The organism is Halomonas sp. 113, from assembly GCF_904067645.1.
GTDB classification, from domain to species: Bacteria; Pseudomonadota; Gammaproteobacteria; order Pseudomonadales; family Halomonadaceae; genus Vreelandella; species Vreelandella titanicae.
This window is the reverse complement of sequence record NZ_LR881453.1, coordinates 3,724,862-3,743,562: the sequence shown is the minus strand read 5'-3', so window position 1 is coordinate 3,743,562 and position 18,701 is coordinate 3,724,862. Positions and strand designations below refer to the sequence as shown.

Here is an 18,701-nt window from a genome sequence, read left to right as displayed (position 1 = left end):
GAACAGGGAGACCCACTATGCGGCGACTGCTGCTTTCCAATGATGATGGTGTGTACGCGCCCGGACTGCGTGCGCTGCACGATGCGCTGTTGGCCCATGCCAATATTCGCGTAGTGGCGCCTGATCGAGACCGCAGTGGTGCTAGCAACTCGCTTACTCTGTCACGGCCTCTCTCGTTGACGCCTCTGGATAACGGCTTTTATAGCGTCGATGGTACTCCCGCGGACTGCGTTTATTTGGGCGTTCACGGCGTATGGGATGAAAAACCCGATTTAGTCATCTCCGGCATCAATCACGGCAGTAATCTGGGCGATGACGTGCTCTATTCAGGCACTGTCGCGGCGGCGATGGAGGGGCGTAATTTAGGTATGACGGCGATTGCCATGTCGCTGTGTGGCGAGCGTCATTTCGCCACCGCTGCCAGGGTCGCTGCCACCTTGATTGGTGCTGCTGATCAGCTCTCTCTGCCGCCGAGAACGCTGCTGAATGTCAATGTGCCCGATGTGCCCTGGGAGGAGGTTAAAGGCGTAAAAGTGACTCGCTTAGGCTATCGTGGGCCAGCCGAGAAACCGTTAGCGGTAAAAGACCCGCGGGGGCGTACGCGCTACTGGATTGCGCCGGTAGCGGCCAATGCCGATGACGGTGATGATACCGATTTTGCTGCCGTCGAGGCGGGCTATGTGTCGATTACTCCCTTACAAACAGACCTAACGCGGCACCCCGCGCTTAACGATGTGCAGGAATGGTTGGATGTTTTTGCCTGATATCTCTCCAGGAGAGCTGCGCGGTCGCGGCATGACCTCCCAGCGTACTCGTGACCGCATGGTCGAGCGCCTCATGCAGCAGGGCATCAGCGATGCCCGGGTGCTGGAAGTCATGGCCAGAGAGCCGCGTCATCTATTTGTTGATGAAGCGCTGGCCCATCGCGCTTACGAAGATACCGCGCTACCGATTGGCTTTAGCCAAACGCTGTCGCAGCCGTTCATCGTGGCGCGCATGACGGAGCTTGTGTTGCGCGCCGAGCCGCGCAGGGTATTGGAACTGGGGACAGGGTCTGGCTATCAGACGTTAATACTGTCGCGCTTGGTCGAAGAGCTCTACTCCATTGAGCGCATCAGTGCGCTACACGAGCGTGCGGTGGAGAGGTTAAGACGGCTAGCAGCACCTGCCAGACTGGCGGTGGCGGACGGCGGCTATGGTTGGCCAGACGTTGCGCCGTTTGACGTTATTTTGCTAACCGCCTGTGCCCAGACGCTACCCACACCGCTACTAGAGCAATTGAGCCACGACGGGGTGCTGATTGCTCCGTTGGAAGAGCCCGATGGCAACCAGTGGCTTACTCAGGTAAAGCGCATTGGCAGTGCCTTTGAAAAACGTCGGCTTGAGCCCGTGCGTTTTGTACCCTTACTGCAAGGAGTAGTGGATTGAAGCGGCAACCCTTGGGAATATTTTTACGAGGCGCAGGGATGGGCGCCGCCGACGCAGTGCCTGGCGTGTCGGGAGGAACGATTGCATTTATTAGCGGTATCTATGAAGAGCTGATCAATACGATCAAACAGTTTGGCCCTGGTGCCATCGGCGCTTGGCACCGCGGTGGCTGGCGGGCTCTTAGCAACCATTTGAATCTCGCCTTTCTGGTGCCGCTATTGGCGGGGGTTGCGGTTAGCCTGTTTAGCGTAGCGCATTTAGCGCTCTGGTTGATGGAAGCGCACCCGTTGCTGCTGGATGGCTTCTTTTTTGGCCTGGTGGCAGCCTCTGCTCTGGTGGTCGGGCAGGCGAGTAGCGGCTGGAAGCTTTGGTATCTATTGCCGCTACTGGTGGGGCTAGTGCTCGCCCAGGCGTTACCGGGCATGATGCCGCTGGTGTTATTAATTGGTAATGAAGCGCTGGTAGTCATGGTGGCAGGCTGCATCGCGATTAGCGCCATGCTGTTACCGGGCGTGTCAGGTAGCTTTCTATTGCTGACTATGGGCCTCTACGGCACCATTATGGGTGCAATTCGCAGTTTGGATCTGGGCATTATCGTGCTGTTTGGCATGGGCTGCATAGTCGGCTTAGCGCTGTTTTCACGACTTCTGTCCTGGCTGTTACGGCGTCACCATACCCCAACGATGCAACTGCTATTGGGGTTTATTGCCGGTTCGCTGCCGGTTCTCTGGCCATGGCGCGAGCTGTTACGCTACCAAATCGGGCCAGAAGGGCAAATGATTCCTCTGGAGTACCGCTATTTATTGCCCGCTGACTATGCCGTATTGACCGGCGCTTCGGCACAAGTGGCCGGTGTTGTTGCGCTAATGGCCGTGGGTGCCCTCATTGTCGTGTTACTCAACCGACATGCAGATCGTCGGCCAATCGATACCCAGCTTGGCGCTGAAAAGGAGTAGGTTTGAATGCGTAAAGGTCATATACCTAAAGTACTCATGATGTCGGCGCTGGCATTAGCCATTGCTGGCTGTGCCAGCCAGCAAGGCGGAAGCCCCCAGGTGCGCGATTTAAGCCAAGCACGCCAGGCGGTGGAAAACTCGCCCCAGTACACGGTGAAAGCGGGTGATACTTTGTATGGCATTGCTTGGCAGCACAATTTGGATTATCGCCAGCTCGCGGCAATCAATAACATTGATCCGCCCTACCAAATTCGGCCAGGGCAAACGATTGCCCTGCGTGAAGGCGCTGGGTCGGCATCAACGGCCAGTAACCAGCCCACGACGAATACCTCAAGTGGCGCAGTGGCGACCGGGCTGAGCCCACAGACGGCCTCAGTGGCCAGCGACGACCAGGAGTTGGATTGGCTACTGCCCGATGAATCCGCGATTCAACGCAACCAGCGCCTTACCGCTGAACGCAATGCAGCAGAGCAAGAGGCTGATGAATCGTCCTCAACACCTCAGCCTGAAGTCGTCGCGGCGGCTGAGCCTGAGCCCGCCGAGCAACCTGAACCACAGCCATCATCAGAACCCGAACAAGCTGAGCCACAGCAAGCGCCGGCACCGCAGCCCGAATCTGAGGCCGAATCTGAGCCCGAACCACAGCCTGAAGCAGCGTCTGCCACACAAAGTGCCAGCGTAGACCGTTCATCGCGTACCTATACGCCCGCCGAAAACATCGACTGGCAGTGGCCTGCCGATGGTAATGTGGTCGGGGCATTTGGTCAGGGTGATAGCATCACCGCCGGGATTGATATCGCTGGTGAAAAGGGGCAACCTGTTAAAGCAGCAGGCCCCGGCATTGTGGTTTATGCGGGCAGTGGCGTCAGGGGGTACGGCAACCTCATCCTTCTCAAGCACAACGATCAGTTCCTGAGCGCGTATGCTCATAACGACAGCTTACGGGTCAGTGAAAATGACGTAGTAGAGGCTGGTGAGGTGATTGCCACAATGGGGGATAGCGATGCTGAAAACGTCAGATTACACTTTGAAGTTCGCCGTGATGGGCAGCCGCAAGATCCCATGGACTTCCTGCCTTCTCGCTAATGCACTCACCGGGATAGTGAGCAGTCAGCGCATAACTTGGACGTTGCCCGAATCGCAGCATTCGAGCGTCATATAACAATCGTCACATAACAATATGGTGTGCGTCTTAGAACGCACCCTTTGACTTTCTAAATGGCGGGTAGGCGACAAACGAGGGGTAAGGCCATGAGTATGTTGGAGAAAGATCTACAGGAGGTTGACCTGGACGCTGCTGAGGAGGCACTTGATGATACCGATGACGATGTCACGATAGAAGAAGATGCCTTTGAGAAAGCGCTAGGGCGTGAGGATCGTCAATCGACCCAAAGCTTGGATGCGACGCAAATCTACCTCAACGAAATCGGCTTTTCGCCACTGTTAACGCCAGAAGAGGAAGTTTACTACGGCCGCTTAGCGCGTAAAGGCGACCCCTTGGGTCGCTCACGAATGATTGAATCCAACCTGCGGCTGGTAGTGAAAATTGCCCGCCGCTACCTAAACCGTGGCTTGACGTTGCTGGATTTGATCGAAGAGGGCAATTTAGGTTTGATTCGCGCGGTAGAGAAGTTTGACCCCGAACGGGGCTTTCGTTTCTCGACCTACGCCACCTGGTGGATTCGTCAAACCATTGAGCGGGCGCTGATGAACCAGACGCGGACGATCCGCTTGCCCATTCACGTGGTCAAAGAGCTCAATATTTACCTGCGTGCGGCGCGTGAATTGACTCAAAAGTTTGACCATGAAGCCACCGCCGAAGAGATCGCTGATCACCTTGATAAACCGGTCGATGTGGTCAAAAAGATGCTCGGTCTTAATGAGCGCGTATCATCTGTCGATTACCCCATGGGTGGTGAAAGTGATAAACCGCTGATCGATACATTGGCTGACGATGAAGTGCAGGGGCCTGAGGCGCGGCTAGTGGATGGCGACGTTAAAGAGCATGTGGATCTTTGGTTGGATGAGCTGAGCGAAAAACAGCGCGAAGTGGTGGTGCGCCGTTTTGGTTTGCGCGGTCACGAATCGGCCACCTTGGAAGAGGTGGGCGCCGAAATCGGTTTAACCCGCGAGCGAGTTCGCCAGATTCAGGTCGAAGCACTCAAGAAACTACGCCGTGCATTGGAAAAACAGGGCCTTTCTTTAGAGGCGCTGTTTGAAACCTGAGTGAAGCTTAGGCGAACGTAAATCGCGTTATCTCTCTAAGCCGGGCGAGCGCCAGTGAGCGCTTACTCGGCTTTTTATTGCTGGCAGTTTTATTAATAAACTTTTATTGCTAAATCAGGTAAGTGAGAAAGCACATGCGCCCCCTTGTGGCCGATATTGATCTGGACGCGCTGCGTCACAACTATCAATTGGCGTGCCGCTGCGCGCCGCAAAGCCGCTCAGTGGCAGTTATCAAAGCCGATGGGTATGGGCATGGCGCGCTGGCCTGCGCTCAGGCGCTGGAAGGCCAGGCTCCCGCGTTTGCCGTTGCCTGTATCGAAGAGGCGCTTACCCTGCGCCAGGGCGGCATTACCCAACCCATCATCCTGTTGGAAGGTATCTTCAGCGCCGACGAGCTGGAGCTGGTGGATTCCCACGGCTTCTGGATTGCGGTACACAGCCAATGGCAGGTTGATGCTTTGTTAGCCGCTTCACCTAAAAAGCCAATTCCTGTCTGGTTGAAAGTTGACTCCGGCATGCACCGCCTGGGCTTTGCCATCGACGAGGCCGCCGCTATCTGGCGTCAGCTAAGTGCCGCGCCAAGCGTGGCCTCGCTCCACCTTATGAGTCATTTTGCCAGCGCCGATTCCCGCGATAACCGCTATTTCAACCAGCAAATGACCCGGCTGCAAGGTCTTGCTAGCGAGCTAGAAGCGCCGCTGTGCCTGGCCAACTCACCGGCTACCCTGGCGTGGCCGGTGGCCCATGGTGACTGGAACCGGCCAGGTGTGATGCTCTACGGCAGCGACCCCTTGGAAGTTGCCAACGAAATCACTCAGCAACTGCAGCCGGTGATGACCCTACGCTCGGAAATAATTGCCCTGAGGGAGCTGGAAGAGGGCGAGCCCGTTGGCTATAGCGGGCGCTGGCGCGCACCGCGGCGTTCACGCATTGCCGTGGTCGCCTGCGGCTACGGTGATGGCTATGACCGTCATGCCCGCGATGGCACGCCGGTACTGGTCAACGGCCAGCGCTGTGCGATTGCCGGAAAAGTCTCCATGGATATGTTGACCGTTGATGTGACGGACGTACCCGACGCCGCGATTGGCAGCGACGTTGTATTGTGGGGCAGGGCCAGCAACGGCGAGGTGCTGTCGGTGGATGAAGTGGCCCGCTACTGCGATACCATCAGCTATACGCTGCTAACAGGGGTACTGCCTCGGGCGCCGCGGCGTTATCATGGGCGTTCTGCTTAAACGGTTGTTTGCATGTCGAAATCACGTTACCCGCGCTCATTCGCCCACCCGCGTTACTGGCCCACATGGCTGGCTATTGGTGCCATGTATATCGCTGCCTGGTTGCCTTGGCGATTAAAAATGGCCATTGGCAAAGGGCTTGGACTGCTCGCCTGGCGCTTTGCCAAACGGCGGCGCCATATTACCGAAACCAATATAGCGCTCTGTTTTCCCGAAAAGAGTCCCCAGCAACAGTATCAGCTCGTTAAAGATACCTTTATTGCCAATGGCATTGGTCTGATTGAAACCGCAACCGGCTGGTGTCGCGATGGCGAAAGCCTACGCCACCGGGTCGCTTACATCGGCGAAGAGCATATGGCCCGCGCCGAGGCCCGGGGTAAAGGCGTGATCATTGTGGGGGTTCACTTCTCTTCCCTCGATTTAGGGGGTGCCCTGCACGCGCTGTTTTTCTCTGCCGATGCGGTCTATCGACCGCATAATAACCCGCTGTTTGAGCGTTTTATGACCCGCGCCCGCGGGCGCAATTTTGGTGTTGCCCTCGACCGTTATGACTTGCGTGGCGCGGTGCGTCAGCTCAAGGATGGACGTATGGTGTGGTACTCACCGGATCAGGATTTTGGCCGCGATGTGAGCGTATTTGCGCCGCTATTTGGTCAGCAGGCCGCGACTATTCGCTTAACGGCCAAGCTTGCGCGTATGACCGGCGCGTCAGTGGTGCCGATGATGTTTCACCGCAACCCGGATAACGCCACCTATACCATTGAAAGCCTGCCTGCCCTGGAAGGTTTTCCCAGCGGCGATGAAGTTGCCGATGCCACACGGATCAACCAGTTTATTGAACTGGCCATTCGCAAGCATCCCGAGCAGTACCTCTGGCTACACCGACGTTTTAAGACTCGCCCTGAAGGCGAGCCAAGCGTTTATTAAACGGCGATAGCTCTTCCTGTCATCGCGAGCGAAGCGCGGCGATCTCGACTTGAGTGCCCACCGTAGGTAGAGATTGCTTCGTCGCAGGCTCCTCGCAATGACAGATAAGCCAGGCTCCTAATGCCCTTCCTGTCATCGCGAGCGAAGCGCGGCGATCTCGACTTGAGTGCCCACCGTAGGTAGAGATTGCTTCGTCGCAGGCTCCTCGCAATGACAGATAAGCCAGGCTCCTAATGCCCTTCCTGTCATCGCGAGCGAAGCGCGGCGATCTCGACTTGAGTGCCCACCGTAGGTAGAGATTGCTTCGTCGCAGGCTCCTCGCAATGACAGATAAGCCAGGCTCCTAATGCCCTTCCTGTCATCGCGAGCGAAGCGCGGCGATCTCGGCTTGAGTGCCCACCGTAGGTAGAGATTGCTTCGTCGCAGGCTCCTCGCAATGACAGATAAGCCAGGCTCCTAATGCCCTTCCTGTCATCGCGAGCGAAGCGCGGCGATCTCGACTTGAGTGCCACCGCGGGTAGAGATTGCTTCGTCGCAGGCTCCTCGCAATGACAGATAAGCCAGGCTCCTAATGCCCTTCCTGTCATCGCGAGCGAAGCGCGGCGATCTCGACTTGAGTGCCACCGCGGGTAGAGATTGCTTCGTCGCAGGCTCCTCGCAATGACATATAAGCCAGGCTCCTCAATGACATATAAGCCAGGCTCCTAATGCCCTTCCTGTCATCGCGAGCGAAGCGCGGCGATCTCGACTTGAGTGCCACCGCGGGTAGAGATTGCTTCGTCGCAGGCTCCTCGCAATGACATATAAGCTAGTATATTTAGTTGATATGAAAAAAAGCCAGCGTTCGCTGGCTTTTTGGTGTTCTGGTGCTGCGTTGAGTCCAGTTTGGGGGCTTAATCCAGATTGCGGGAGTAGAAAATTTCCAGCATCTCTTTACGCAAACGGCCCTCAATATCCCGGGCTTCTTCAAAGGTAATATCGCGACGCGACGTGCCGAACAGGTAGTTATCCAGTTCGAAGTCTTTGAGCAGCATCTTGGTGTGGAACATATTCTCCTGATACACGTTGACGTCCATCATCTGATACGCATTCTTGGTGTCTTCAGCGAGGTAGTCTTGAATGGAAGTAATACCGTGATCGATAAACAGTTTTTTGCCATCCACATCGCGAGTAAAGCCACGCACCCGGTAATCCATGGTGACGATATCGGAGTCGAAGCTGTGGATCAGGTAGTTCAGCGCTTTTAATGGGCTGATATGACCACAGGTGGAGACATCAATATCCAGGCGGAAGGTGCTAATACCGTTGTCGGGGTGCGACTCGGGGTAGCTGTGCACCGTCACGTGGCTTTTATCCAGGTGGCCAACCACCGTCTCCGGTAGCGGGCCGGGACCTGGCTCAATTTGTTCAGGCGCCGCCTCATCAAGCTCATGTTCGGCAATCAAAATCGTCACGCTCGCGCCGTGGGGCTCGTAGTCCTGGCGGGCGATATTGAGCACATGGGCGCCGATGATATTGGTGACGTCTTTAAGAATCTGCGTCAAACGTTCGGCGTTATACAGCTCATCGATATAGTCGATGTAAGCCGCCGTCTGCTCTTCGGTTTTGGCATAACAGATATCGTAAATGTTGAAGCTCAGCGAGCTAGTCAGGTTGTTAAACCCGTGGAGTCGGAGATTGTCTGTCACGTCCGAGCCTCCTCCATAATCTCAAAGGAATGGGTGATCTCAACGCCGCCGTTAACGAGCATGATCGAGGCACTGCAGTATTTTTCAGCGGAGAGCTCAACCGCGCGGGCCACCTGCTTCTCTTTCAGCGCGCGACCGGTCACCACGAAATGGACGTGGATCTTGGTAAAAACGGCGGGCACTTCATCGGCGCGTTCGGCGTCTAGCTCAGCAACGCAGTCGGTCACATTGGCACGCGCTTTATCAAGAATATTCAAGATATCAAAAGCGGTGCAGCTGCCCATGCCCATTAGCAGCATTTCCATTGGGCGAGGCCCTGTGTTGCGACCACCGTGGTCGGGCGGGCCGTCGATCACAACGCTGTGCCCGCTACCGGATTCCGCCACGAATTGGCGGCCTTCTGTCCATTTTACCCGTGCTTTCACGTTGCTCTCCTCATCTAGGCGACGAAAGGTAAGTCGCGCAGCATAACATTTCTTGGCCTGCGCGCCTCTTCTCAGCGCCGCTGTTGAACATTGCTAATGTTCGGCATGCGCCAGCCACTCTCATAAATAGCTGTTTTACCTGTCACACTCGGATTGTAAAGATACACCCAGGCGAGACCAAAACAGGTGGTTATCTGCTGGCGGTCATACTCACCCTCTGACGGCGCATCGATGCGGTAGTCCTCTAACCAGTCTAGCTGGGCCAGATGGTCAATACTGATCTGATAGACTTCAATCGTCACCCCTTTTGACCGCTGCCATTTGGCACCGGGGTAGGGGCCAATATCGTAAAGCGTGAGCGCTTTAGTAACGTCGCTCCCGAGCAGAGTGGCTCCGTTTAGCCAGTGGGCATTGTTGAAACCTTGCTTGAGCGTGCCGTAGACCGCTACCCGTGGAGTGTTGGCGATTGCCTCACGTAAGTGGTGCGGATGCATAGGCTAACCCCTTTCGCTCTGTAGCTGGCGTTCCAGCGCCGCCAGTCGTTCAGGGGTTCCAACGTCGACCCAATGCCCTTTATAGTGCTCGCCGCTTACCCGGTTGTTATCGATAGCAGTTCTCAGCAGTGGCGCCAAGGCAAAGGCGCCCTGGGGTTGTCCGGCGAGCAGCCCTGGGTGAATCACGCTGATACCTGAGTAGGTCAAACGCTCAGTGCTGGTTTGATTCACGCGCCCTCCTGCTAGTCCAAAATCCCCACTGGCGTGATGAGAAGGGTTTTCCACCAGCATCAGGTGAGCCAGATCATTGCCTTGCAGCGCGTGCTGGGTGGGGAGCGCTGCGCACCAAACATCGCCGTTAATCAACAGAAACGGCGCCTCGCCAAGCATCGGCAGCGCTTGCTGAATACCGCCTCCGGTTTCCAACGGTTCGGTTTCGCGACTCCAGTGAATGTGCAGTCCATAGGCGTCACCATCGCCGAGCGCTGCGATAATCTGCTCTGCACGGTAGCTGACATTGATGACGACCTCATGAATACCTGCCTGGCGAAGACGCGCCAGGTGGTGCACGATTAGCGGCTTGCCCGCCACGGGCAGCAGCGGCTTGGGGCAGTGGTCGGTGAGCGGACGCATTCGCTTGCCTAGGCCTGCGGCTAAAATCATCGCTTTCATGACGGTATTTCCGCTAGTCGTTTCATAATGGCAGGTCTTAAGGTGAGTTGGAGCCACTCAGCGAACTCAGCCTGCTCGGTCAGAAACGAAAAGCTATCTTCCAGATGATCCAGAAAGTGGGGTAAGCGCTCGAGATAGCCACTTTTTTGATCGCGCAGGGTTAAGCGGCAGAAAATCCCCAGCACTTTTAGTGAGCGCTGGGCAGCCATCGCGTGGCACTGGAGCAGAAAAGTGGCAAAATCGACACTGCTGGGCAGTCGACCATCATGGCGGGCCTGGTGATAAAAAGCCTCGACAAAGCCAGCGAACTGCTCATTGCTAAAGCGGCAGTATCGCCCCCGTAACAGCGAGATCACATCGTAGCTGAGCGGGCCAGCCACGGCGTCCTGAAAGTCGATCATAAACAGACGCTGATCGTGCAGCATCAGGTTCATGGCATCAAAATCACGGTGCACAGTCACTACCGGCTGCGCTAAGGCATGCTGGATAAGCTGCTCACGAACAACGTGCCAGCTCTCTGGCGATGGCAGCGTTAACCAAGCGCTGAGACACCACTCGGGAAATAGGTCGAGTTCGCGGCCCAACAACGCCGTATCATACACGGGCAGCGAGTCAGGGCCTGCACGATTTTGCAGCTCGGCGATCAGCGTGAGAGCCTGCTGATGGTAAGCCTGTATGCTAGCGTCGTCGCTAAACAAACACTGTAGGGGGGTGTTACCCAAGTCTTCAAGCAGCAGAAAGCCGTCCGCCAGGTTGGTGGCGTGCACCTTGGGTACCGGCAGTCCGGCGCTTCGCCAGCGCCTGGCAATGGTTACAAACGGCTGGGAGTCCTCTTGCTCAGGCGGGGCATCCATGACCACCTGGGTGGTGCCGTCGGGTAGTGTTAGGCGAAAATAGCGCCGAAAACTCGCATCGCCCACGGCGGATGAAAGCGAAATATCGGTCTCAGAGAGACCGTTTTGTTGGGCGGCCCACATGGTGAGGGCGTTAATCCGATATGAGGACATGCAAGCTCCTTGCTGGTCGGGCATCATGCGGGCTGTATAATACCGATTCTGGATGCCAAGGATAACGAACATGGGCAAGCGATTTTCGCGCACGTTGCCGGTTGCGCATACGCTGATGGGCAGTTTGCTTGCTGGCGCCTCGTTTACAGCGGTGGCTCAGGGTCAAACCATGTCCGCTGAAGCGTTGGATTGGCAACCCTGGGGGGAAGAGGAAGCGGCTAACCAACTGTGCCGGGGCCGCTATGTAATGCCCAGCTACCGCTTGCCAGCGGAAGATAACCCGGAAACCGTCTCGTTGGAGGCCCGGGAAGTCGATTACGCTGCCGATGGCGAAGCATTGCTACGCGGCGATGTGGTACTGCGCCGCGGCAATGAAGAAGTGGAAGCGGAGCGTATCTTTTTACCCGCTGACCGTCAGCAGGTCGACGCAGAAGGTAATATCGCCATCCGCGATGGGCGCGCTTTGGTGCGTGGCGAACAGGCGATGCTCCGGCTAAACGAAGATCGGGCCACCCTGGGTGACAGCCACTATGTGCTCTACGAGCAGCATCTGCGCGGTCAGGCTAGTCAGCTAGAGCAGACTGGGGAGGGCGAGTACCGCCTGCAAGACGCAAGCTTCACCACCTGTGATCCAGGCGCCAATAGCTGGCAACTGGTCAGCAGCGATATTCGTTTGAACCAAGCCGAAGGCTTTGGCACAGCGCGTCATGCGCGCCTGGAAGTGAAAGATGTGCCGGTATTTTACTGGCCATGGCTGCGCTTTCCCATCGACGATCGCCGCCATACAGGCTTGCTGTCTCCGTCGATTGGCTTTTCAACGGACGGTTTTGACTACGCCCAGCCGTTTTATTGGAATATTGCCGCAAACCACGATGCGACGATCACGCCGCGCTGGATGAGTGACCGCGGGCTGTTGATGAACGGTGAGTACCGCTACCTGTTTGAGGAGAGCTCGGGCATCGTTGAAGGCGGCTATTTAAACAGTGATAACGGTGGCTCTGGCGGCGGAGAAAATCGCTTTGAGGGTGATGATCGCTGGTATGTGGATGCCCGCCATGCGGGGCGGGTAAATGAGCGCAGTAATTATCGGCTGCGCTACGGGGCCGCCAGCGACGGTCGCTATTTCGATGACTTCGGCGGTGAGTTTGGCGAGAGCGAGCGCGCCAGTATGGAGCGTTTGGCCCAGGTCGATTACCGCGGCCAGCGCTGGCAGTTGGATGCCCGCGCCCAGGGTTTCCAGCGCTTGGAAGACCCGCTTAGCGATAGCGATAAACCTTTTTATCAACTGCCGAGCCTGAGCGCGAATGCCAACTGGCAGTTCGACAACGGGCTATATACCCAGTGGCGATCAAACGCGACCTATTTTTGGCGCGACGTGGATGAGCGCCGCGTGCCGGAGCGCGAAGCGGCCACCGGTAGCCGTTTGCACCTAATGCCTGCGGTTGGCTGGCGTTTCGAGCGCCCTTGGGGCTACCTGGAGCCGCGTACCGAGCTATGGAACACTGCTTACGAGCTGGATTACGGCGAGCGCGATACACAGCGTAGCGACTCACCCAGCCGCAGTGTTGTGCTGACCTCCATCGACAGTGGGCTCGTCTTTGAACGTGAGCTTGCACTGGGTGGGCGGGACTACCGCCAAACCCTAGAGCCGCGTTTGAACTACGCCTATGTGCCGCGCACCGATCAGAGCGAACTGCCCGACTTTGACAGCCGCGAACGCGCTTTCTCCTGGGATCAGCTTTGGTCAGCCCAGCGCTTTTCCGGTACTGACCGCGTTGGCGATCTCAACCGGCTCTCTTACGGCGTGCAGTCACGCTTATTGGAAGATGCCTCCGGTCGTGACCGGCTCTCGTTTGGGGTAGGTCAGAGCGTTTACTTTGATGACCGCCGTATCGATAGCGAGGGCGATGCCGATACGCTGCCGGATCGGCCGGAAGACAACCCAAGCGTCAATCCGGAAAGCCGCTATCAGGCCACCCGAGATCGTTCGCCGCTGGTTACCCGCCTTGACTGGCAGATTAATGATCGCTGGAGCAGCGGAGCAGAATGGCTCTACGATGACCACCGGGAACGCACCGAACGATCAAGTGTTGATGTTAGTTACCGGCATCCCGAAGGGCACGTAGTGAACCTTGGCTACCGTTGGGAGATCGAAGGGTTCGATCCAGGCGTATTGCCGGGCGATAACGGCTTTCGCGACTATAACCGCGAAGAGTGGGATCTCTCATTTGCCTGGAAAGCCAGCACCAACATTGATTTGATTGGCCGCTACCTGCACGATCAAACCAATGAACGCTCACTGGAGCAATTGGCAGGCGTGCAGTGGAACAACTGCTGTTACGGTCTGCAGTTGGTGTGGCGCGAATGGGTAGATGACAATGACACCGCACCCATTAATGATGACTTTAATGATCGCGGGCTATTTTTACGCTTCGTATTCCGTGGCTTAGGCGGCGTTGGCCAGGATGCGGATAGCTATTTTGAACAGACCATTCCTGGCTATCGTCCGACTGCCCTGTAAATGACTTCCATCGAATGGCTAATGAAAGAGACGTTTGTTATGAAAATGAGAAAGCCCCTGCTAGGCCGTATGAAACAGCTATCGGCTGGTAGCCTGCTCGCTTTGTGTGTAGGCGCAGGCCTTGCATTGGCCCCGCTAGCCCTTCAGGCGCAGAACTTCCAGTCCACCCAGCGCCAAGTGCTGGACAGCGTCGTGGCCGTGGTCAATAACGATGTGATTATGCGCAGCGAGTTAGATGATCGCATGACGCAAATCGAGCAGCAGGCGCAGGCCCAGGGTGGTAATCTCCCTCCGCGCTCCCAATTGGAGCGTCAGGTGCTTGAGCGCATGGTAATGGAAGAGATTCAACTGCAGATGGCGAAAGATGCCAACTTGAGCGTCGATGATACCGAGCTCAATGGGCAAGTGCGCTCGATTGCCGAATCCAATGGCATGACGCTTGACCAGTTTGCCGATGCCGTGGAAGCTGATGGTATGACGCTGGCCAGCGTGCGCGAAGATATTCGCCGCGAAATGCTGATGCGTCAGGTGCAGCAGCGCCAAATTAGCAACCGCGTATCGGTCAGCGATCGCGACGTTGAGCGCTTTCTAAACCAGCAGCCCGGCCAGTCCGGCGAGCAGAACTTTATTGAAGAGACCCGTGCCCGCCACGTGCTGATTGCACTGACCCCTAATCGCGATGAAAACCAGGCCCGCGCGCGAGCAGAAGAGGTACGTCAGCGCCTTTCACAAGGCGAGGATTTTGCTTCGGTGGCGCGTGAGATGAGCGACGACAGTGGCACTGCCCTCAACGGCGGCGAGCTGGGCTGGGTTCGCCCAGGGCAAACCGTACCCGCCTTTGAAGAGGCGATGCGCGACCTGGATGTTAACCAGATATCTCAGCCGGTTCGCTCTCAGTTTGGCTACCACGTGATTGAGGTCGAAGAGCGCCGTCGTCAAAACGTTACCCAAGAGAGCCAGCGTGAGCAGGTGCGCCAGGCGATCTTCCAGCGTCGCGCGAACGAAGAGTTAGAGACATGGCAACAAGAGATTCGCTCCCAGGCCTTTGTTGATATTCGACTCTAATGGTAGTGGGAATGGTAGCGGGCACTTTATCTTCCGATAGCGAGCTGCCGGTAGTAGTGACCACCGGCGAGCCGGCGGGCATTGGCCCCGAGCTAATGCTGTTGCTAGCGGCCCAGGGCATCCTCCCCGCGGGTACAGTAGCGATTGGCGACCCGGATATGCTGCGCCAGCGTGCAGCAGCGCTGGGACTAGGTGTCACGGTGATTGAGTGTTCGCCTGGCGAGTACCCAAGTAGCCCCCATGGTTTGCCGGTCTGGCCGGTTGCGCTGAACCAACCGGCCACGCCGGGCGTTCTCAATCCGGCCAACGCTGACTATGTGCTGGCTACCTTGGCGCTGGCGGTGGATGCCTGCCAAAAAGGTCAGGCGGCCGCTATGGTTACGGCGCCACTTCATAAAGGCGTCATCATCGAAGGTGGTCACCCAGCCTTTACCGGCCACACTGAGTGGTTGCGCGATGCCTGCGGCGTCGATGAGGTGGTAATGATGCTCGCCACCGATACGGCGCTGCATGCTGCGTCACCAAGCTGGCAGGGTGGCGGCGATCTGCGTGTGGCGCTGGTGACCACCCATTTGCCGCTGCGCAATGTTGCCGACGCCATCACCTTTGAGCGGGTAACCCGTATTAGCCGACTGCTTGCGGCTGATTTACAGCGCCAGTTTGGGATTGCCCAGCCACGTATTGCGGTATGTGGCTTGAATCCCCACGCCGGTGAAGATGGTCACCTGGGGCGCGAGGAGCTGGATGTTATTATTCCCGCCCTTGATGCACTGCGCGCTGAGGGAATGGATATACTTGGCCCCTTGCCCGCCGACACACTGTTTACCCCCAGGCATTTGGCTGGTGTCGATGCGGTGCTGGCGATGTACCACGACCAGGGTTTAGCGGTGTTAAAATACGCAGGCTTTGGTCAGGCCGCTAACATTACTCTGGGCTTGCCATTGGTACGCACTTCGGTCGACCATGGCACCGCGCTGGATCTGGCAGGCAAAGGCGTGGCAGATCCCGGCAGCCTAAACGTCGCTATCGCCCTTGCGCGCCGTCTAGCTGCAAGGCGGTTGTCTGCTGAGATATAACCTGCTCTGGCACCGATTCGTGCAAACGACCAGTTGCAACAGTGCTGGCTACTACATACTCCCGATTGAATCCGCACCCCAAGGAACACCGTTTGATGTCTACTGTGCCCCAACACCGCGCTCGTAAACGCTTTGGTCAGAATTTTTTACGCGACCTTGGCATTATCTCGCGGATCGTTCGCGCCGTTGGCCCGCGCTCGACGGATCGCCTCGTCGAAATTGGCCCAGGCCAGGGGGCGCTGACCGAGCCGTTGCTGGAAGCCGCGGGGCACTTGGAGGTGATCGAACTCGACCGCGATCTGATTCCCGGTTTGCGGGTACAGTTTTTCAACTATCCCGATTTTGTGATTCATGAAGGCGACGCACTGAAGTTCGATTTTGCTGCGCTGAAAGGCGATGGGCCCGCGCTACGCGTGGTAGGCAACCTACCCTACAACATCTCCACACCACTGATAATACATCTGCTGGCTGCAGGAAGTGCCATACAAGATATGCATTTTATGCTGCAAAAAGAGGTGGTTGAACGCTTAGCCGCAGAACCCGGCGGTGCTGATTGGGGGCGTCTGTCGGTTATGGCTCAGTACTACTGCCAGGTCGAACAGCTGTTTATCGTGCCGCCGGAAGCCTTTGTGCCACGACCCAAAGTCGACTCCGCCATTGTGCGCTTAACCCCCCATGAAACGCTGCCCCATACGGCGGATGACCCAGCGATGCTGTTTGAGCTGGTGAAGCTCGCCTTTGGTCAGCGGCGCAAAACGCTGCGCAATAACTTCAAAGGGCGGGTGAGTGCCGACACCCTGGAAGATCTGGGCATTGACCCCATCCGCCGTCCGCAAACGTTGACCGTGGCGGAGTACGTGGCGATTGCCAACCGTGTCGCCGCCGATGAGCAGGCAAGCGGTGAGCGGGGCAGCCAAACGTGAGTGGCCTAGCAATCAAAGTGAGCGTCGTCCCTAGCTATCGCGCTGATGAGTCTAACGATGGAGAGTCGCGCTATGTGTTTAGCTACACCGTGACTGTCCACAATCAGAGCCCCCATAGCGTTCAGCTGATGGCGCGCTACTGGAAAATCACCCAGGGCAGCGGCGACTGCCAGGAAGTCCGCGGCAAAGGCGTCGTCGGCCAACAGCCGCTAATTGGCCCCGGCCAGAGTTTTCGTTACACCAGTCGCGCCATTCTGCAAACCCCGGTGGGGGTGATGGAGGGTGCCTATACGCTGTTGGATACCTCTACTCAGCGTGTTTTTGAGGTAGCCATTACTCCTTTTAGGTTAGCCGTACCGCTTCAGCTCCATTAGACAGTTTGGGTTAGCCTGCTCTCCAGGTGATCGCAAAGCCGCAGGGCCAGCTGTACTAGCGTTAACGTCGGGTTGGCGTGCCCGGCGCTGGCAAAAACGCTGGAACCCGCCACATAGAAGTTATCCTGGGCAAACAGTCGGCAGTCGGGGTTAACAATGCCTTCCTCGGCATTAAGACTCATACGCGTGCCGCCCATATGGTGACGGCCAGCCAACTCGCCCTCGGTAGGCAGTTGTACCGGCGTATCGGCCAGCCAGTCAGCCATTTGCAGCCTTCCCACCTCGTGGTCGCGCAGATACTCCCCTAATAGCAGCATGCTCTCGCGGATCGTATGGCGATCCAGCTCGGACTGCTGCCACACCAATCGGCTGCGGGGTACGTCCAGATCATCCAGCTCTTCGCTTAACTCTATGCGATTGTCAAAGCGCGGCTCTTGCTCCCAGGCGGCTCTGAGTACCGCGCCGTGTATCACCCGTCCCTGGGCCTGCCAGATACGCAACCGTCCCGCCAGCGTGGGGGCCTGATCCGCGAGCTCGTCAATCAGTTCCTGGGTGGCTTCAGCGTTCATGCGGTGCAAGCGCAGCCCACAATTCAGTATTTGGCGTGAGCTGATGGATTGAGCGGTGGGGGAGAGGAACACGTTGTAATCCTCGTCCAGCCCCAGTGCCGCTGGCTCAAAAATTAGCGCCTGACCCACCGTGGCGTGGGGGTGCTCCATCCAGTAATGCCCTAGGGTGTCGGCTTGAGGTATAAGCTGGCCATTTAACTGTTGGTTGCACCACAGCAGCAAGCGCGAGTTTTCGATGCCGCCACAGGCCAGCACAAAGTAGCGCGCCTGAACCTTTCGGTAATCGCCTTGGTAGTTTTTGAAGATAGCGCCGGTGACTTTGCCATTCTGGCTTTCCAGCGCCACCAAGTTGGCCGTTAGGCAGCACTCCAACGTGTTCGATTCGCTTAGCGTGGTGGCATATTTCTCCTTCAGACGCGTCGGGTGGCCCAGTGAGAAATAGATGCGCTTGAGCCCAGAATCCGTGATCGGCTGATCAGCAGGCGTAGGCGCCAAGTCGAGCACGCTGGCCGCGGCGCGGTAGTAGGGCGATAACGCATCCCGGCCAATAGGCCAGGCCGTCTCACTGGCAGCACTTTTGGCGGTAAAGTCATAGCGATCGAGTGGTCGGCAGATGCCACCCCAGTGGTTGGTCGACCCGCCCAAATAGCGCAGGCGAGCGCCATAAAGGGGAATATAAGGGTCGCCGACGACTTCGCCCCGGTAGCACTCCTGGGAGCGTTCGCTGTAGTCCGCATCGCCACCTTCGCAGAGCAGTACGCGGTGGCCCCGCTCCGCCAGGGTAACGGCCATGGAAATGCCCGCCGCACCCGCGCCGATAATGCAGACATCCACTGCATGGCTGTGTTCGCTAATGTCCTCAAAAGCGATATACATCAGCGGTCACTGCTGCGCAGGAGCCAACCATTAACCGTCACCGCAGCGGGCGGTGGGTCAAGCTTGGGAGTGGTGGCTCGTGCGGCTGGAAGAAGCGTTGTGCCGGGGAGTATAAGTGCGCCAAGACCTGCCAGCGTTGCCGCTCGCAATAGCCCGCGTCGAGAGTAATCCATTGTCATAAGCGTACCGTTTTCCTTAACAGTTGTTGCGAGGTGGCTACTCGATTGAGTGGTTAAGCT

General features: G+C 57.2%; 19 protein-coding genes. 12 read left to right on the top strand and 7 right to left on the bottom strand.

The window, feature by feature from the left end; genetic code table 11:
* Nucleotides 1-17: 17 nt before the first annotated feature.
* The 7 genes from surE to lpxL all read left to right on the top strand — a co-directional run bounded on the left by surE (nucleotide 18) and on the right by lpxL (nucleotide 6,772).
* On the top strand, nucleotides 18-764 hold the full coding sequence (gene surE / locus YERSI8AC_RS17685) for a 5'/3'-nucleotidase SurE (protein WP_022522356.1): 747 nt from the start codon (nucleotides 18-20) through the stop codon (nucleotides 762-764).
* Complete coding sequence (locus YERSI8AC_RS17680) at nucleotides 751-1,428, top strand: protein-L-isoaspartate(D-aspartate) O-methyltransferase (RefSeq protein WP_159177243.1); 678 nt, start codon at nucleotides 751-753, stop codon at nucleotides 1,426-1,428. The genes surE and YERSI8AC_RS17680 overlap by 14 nt, the downstream gene beginning before the upstream one ends.
* Nucleotides 1,425-2,384, top strand: coding sequence for a DUF368 domain-containing protein (locus tag YERSI8AC_RS17675; protein WP_009287330.1), 960 nt, complete (start codon nucleotides 1,425-1,427; stop codon nucleotides 2,382-2,384). Before YERSI8AC_RS17680 ends, YERSI8AC_RS17675 begins: the two co-directional genes overlap by 4 nt.
* A gap of 6 nt (nucleotides 2,385-2,390) precedes the next feature.
* A complete protein-coding gene (locus YERSI8AC_RS17670; protein WP_159177242.1) occupies nucleotides 2,391-3,470 on the top strand; it encodes a peptidoglycan DD-metalloendopeptidase family protein in 1,080 nt (359 codons plus the stop codon).
* A gap of 165 nt (nucleotides 3,471-3,635) precedes the next feature.
* Nucleotides 3,636-4,610: an RNA polymerase sigma factor RpoS gene (gene rpoS / locus YERSI8AC_RS17665; RefSeq protein ID WP_022522360.1), complete on the top strand. Its 975-nt coding sequence runs from the start codon at nucleotides 3,636-3,638 to the stop codon at nucleotides 4,608-4,610.
* A gap of 134 nt (nucleotides 4,611-4,744) precedes the next feature.
* The gene (gene alr / locus YERSI8AC_RS17660; protein WP_022522361.1) at nucleotides 4,745-5,845 is read left to right on the top strand and encodes an alanine racemase; all 1,101 of its coding nucleotides are present in this window, start codon (nucleotides 4,745-4,747) and stop codon (nucleotides 5,843-5,845) included.
* Between the two features lie 12 nt (nucleotides 5,846-5,857).
* Complete coding sequence (lpxL, locus tag YERSI8AC_RS17655) at nucleotides 5,858-6,772, top strand: LpxL/LpxP family Kdo(2)-lipid IV(A) lauroyl/palmitoleoyl acyltransferase (RefSeq protein WP_009287327.1); 915 nt, start codon at nucleotides 5,858-5,860, stop codon at nucleotides 6,770-6,772.
* Between the two features lie 893 nt (nucleotides 6,773-7,665).
* Here lpxL and speD read toward each other — a convergent pair.
* From speD to YERSI8AC_RS17630, 5 genes are all read right to left on the bottom strand, one after another.
* Nucleotides 7,666-8,460 carry an adenosylmethionine decarboxylase gene (gene speD, locus YERSI8AC_RS17650; protein ID WP_022522363.1) on the bottom strand — a complete coding sequence of 265 codons (795 nt, stop codon included), beginning with the start codon at nucleotides 8,458-8,460 and terminating at the stop codon, nucleotides 7,666-7,668.
* Nucleotides 8,457-8,885, bottom strand: a complete 429-nt coding sequence (locus YERSI8AC_RS17645; protein WP_022522364.1) for an OsmC family protein — start codon at nucleotides 8,883-8,885, stop codon at nucleotides 8,457-8,459. Before YERSI8AC_RS17645 ends, speD begins: the two co-directional genes overlap by 4 nt.
* Before the next feature lie 71 nt (nucleotides 8,886-8,956).
* Complete coding sequence (locus YERSI8AC_RS17640) at nucleotides 8,957-9,379, bottom strand: gamma-glutamylcyclotransferase family protein (protein WP_027958028.1); 423 nt, start codon at nucleotides 9,377-9,379, stop codon at nucleotides 8,957-8,959.
* 3 nt (nucleotides 9,380-9,382) lie between these two features.
* Nucleotides 9,383-10,051 (bottom strand): N-acetylmuramate alpha-1-phosphate uridylyltransferase MurU, encoded by a 669-nt coding sequence (murU, locus tag YERSI8AC_RS17635; RefSeq protein ID WP_022522366.1) that lies wholly within the window; start codon nucleotides 10,049-10,051, stop codon nucleotides 9,383-9,385.
* Nucleotides 10,048-11,058, bottom strand: coding sequence for an aminoglycoside phosphotransferase family protein (locus tag YERSI8AC_RS17630; protein ID WP_159177241.1), 1,011 nt, complete (start codon nucleotides 11,056-11,058; stop codon nucleotides 10,048-10,050). Before YERSI8AC_RS17630 ends, murU begins: the two co-directional genes overlap by 4 nt.
* A 70-nt stretch (nucleotides 11,059-11,128) precedes the next feature.
* On the opposite strand from YERSI8AC_RS17630, the gene YERSI8AC_RS17625 reads away from it, so the two are divergent.
* The 5 genes from YERSI8AC_RS17625 (at nucleotide 11,129) to apaG (ending at nucleotide 17,017) form a co-directional block, all read left to right on the top strand.
* Complete coding sequence (locus YERSI8AC_RS17625) at nucleotides 11,129-13,579, top strand: LPS-assembly protein LptD (RefSeq protein WP_027958026.1); 2,451 nt, start codon at nucleotides 11,129-11,131, stop codon at nucleotides 13,577-13,579.
* 39 nt (nucleotides 13,580-13,618) lie between these two features.
* Nucleotides 13,619-14,644: a peptidylprolyl isomerase gene (locus YERSI8AC_RS17620; RefSeq protein WP_027958025.1), complete on the top strand. Its 1,026-nt coding sequence runs from the start codon at nucleotides 13,619-13,621 to the stop codon at nucleotides 14,642-14,644.
* Between the two features lie 11 nt (nucleotides 14,645-14,655).
* Nucleotides 14,656-15,720 (top strand): 4-hydroxythreonine-4-phosphate dehydrogenase PdxA, encoded by a 1,065-nt coding sequence (gene pdxA / locus YERSI8AC_RS17615; protein ID WP_159177240.1) that lies wholly within the window; start codon nucleotides 14,656-14,658, stop codon nucleotides 15,718-15,720.
* 95 nt (nucleotides 15,721-15,815) lie between these two features.
* Complete coding sequence (rsmA, locus tag YERSI8AC_RS17610; RefSeq protein ID WP_027958023.1) at nucleotides 15,816-16,643, top strand: 16S rRNA (adenine(1518)-N(6)/adenine(1519)-N(6))-dimethyltransferase RsmA; 828 nt, start codon at nucleotides 15,816-15,818, stop codon at nucleotides 16,641-16,643.
* Entirely contained in the window at nucleotides 16,640-17,017 is a 378-nt protein-coding gene (gene apaG / locus YERSI8AC_RS17605) for a Co2+/Mg2+ efflux protein ApaG (RefSeq protein ID WP_022522372.1), read from the top strand. Before rsmA ends, apaG begins: the two co-directional genes overlap by 4 nt.
* On the opposite strand, the gene YERSI8AC_RS17600 is transcribed toward apaG, so the two are convergent.
* Complete coding sequence (locus YERSI8AC_RS17600; RefSeq protein ID WP_159177239.1) at nucleotides 17,014-18,462, bottom strand: FAD-dependent oxidoreductase; 1,449 nt, start codon at nucleotides 18,460-18,462, stop codon at nucleotides 17,014-17,016. The two genes, apaG and YERSI8AC_RS17600, sit on opposite strands and share 4 nt — an antisense overlap.
* Nucleotides 18,462-18,641 carry a hypothetical protein gene (locus YERSI8AC_RS17595; RefSeq protein WP_081742558.1) on the bottom strand — a complete coding sequence of 60 codons (180 nt, stop codon included), beginning with the start codon at nucleotides 18,639-18,641 and terminating at the stop codon, nucleotides 18,462-18,464. The genes YERSI8AC_RS17600 and YERSI8AC_RS17595 overlap by 1 nt, the downstream gene beginning before the upstream one ends.
* Nucleotides 18,642-18,701 lie beyond the last annotated feature (60 nt).

Coding starts and splice junctions, on each gene's coding strand:
- surE (WP_022522356.1), top strand. CDS start 18: ATGCGGCGACTGCTGCTTTCCAATGATGATGGTGTGTACGCGCCCGGA.
- murU (WP_022522366.1), bottom strand. CDS start 10,051: ATGAAAGCGATGATTTTAGCCGCAGGCCTAGGCAAGCGAATGCGTCCG.
- YERSI8AC_RS17620 (WP_027958025.1), top strand. CDS start 13,619: ATGAAAATGAGAAAGCCCCTGCTAGGCCGTATGAAACAGCTATCGGCT.
- alr (WP_022522361.1), top strand. CDS start 4,745: ATGCGCCCCCTTGTGGCCGATATTGATCTGGACGCGCTGCGTCACAAC.
- YERSI8AC_RS17595 (WP_081742558.1), bottom strand. CDS start 18,641: ATGACAATGGATTACTCTCGACGCGGGCTATTGCGAGCGGCAACGCTG.
- YERSI8AC_RS17600 (WP_159177239.1), bottom strand. CDS start 18,462: ATGTATATCGCTTTTGAGGACATTAGCGAACACAGCCATGCAGTGGAT.
- rsmA (WP_027958023.1), top strand. CDS start 15,816: ATGTCTACTGTGCCCCAACACCGCGCTCGTAAACGCTTTGGTCAGAAT.
- YERSI8AC_RS17630 (WP_159177241.1), bottom strand. CDS start 11,058: ATGTCCTCATATCGGATTAACGCCCTCACCATGTGGGCCGCCCAACAA.
- YERSI8AC_RS17680 (WP_159177243.1), top strand. CDS start 751: ATGTTTTTGCCTGATATCTCTCCAGGAGAGCTGCGCGGTCGCGGCATG.
- YERSI8AC_RS17640 (WP_027958028.1), bottom strand. CDS start 9,379: ATGCATCCGCACCACTTACGTGAGGCAATCGCCAACACTCCACGGGTA.
- YERSI8AC_RS17625 (WP_027958026.1), top strand. CDS start 11,129: ATGGGCAAGCGATTTTCGCGCACGTTGCCGGTTGCGCATACGCTGATG.
- YERSI8AC_RS17670 (WP_159177242.1), top strand. CDS start 2,391: ATGCGTAAAGGTCATATACCTAAAGTACTCATGATGTCGGCGCTGGCA.
- rpoS (WP_022522360.1), top strand. CDS start 3,636: ATGAGTATGTTGGAGAAAGATCTACAGGAGGTTGACCTGGACGCTGCT.
- pdxA (WP_159177240.1), top strand. CDS start 14,656: ATGGTAGCGGGCACTTTATCTTCCGATAGCGAGCTGCCGGTAGTAGTG.
- lpxL (WP_009287327.1), top strand. CDS start 5,858: ATGTCGAAATCACGTTACCCGCGCTCATTCGCCCACCCGCGTTACTGG.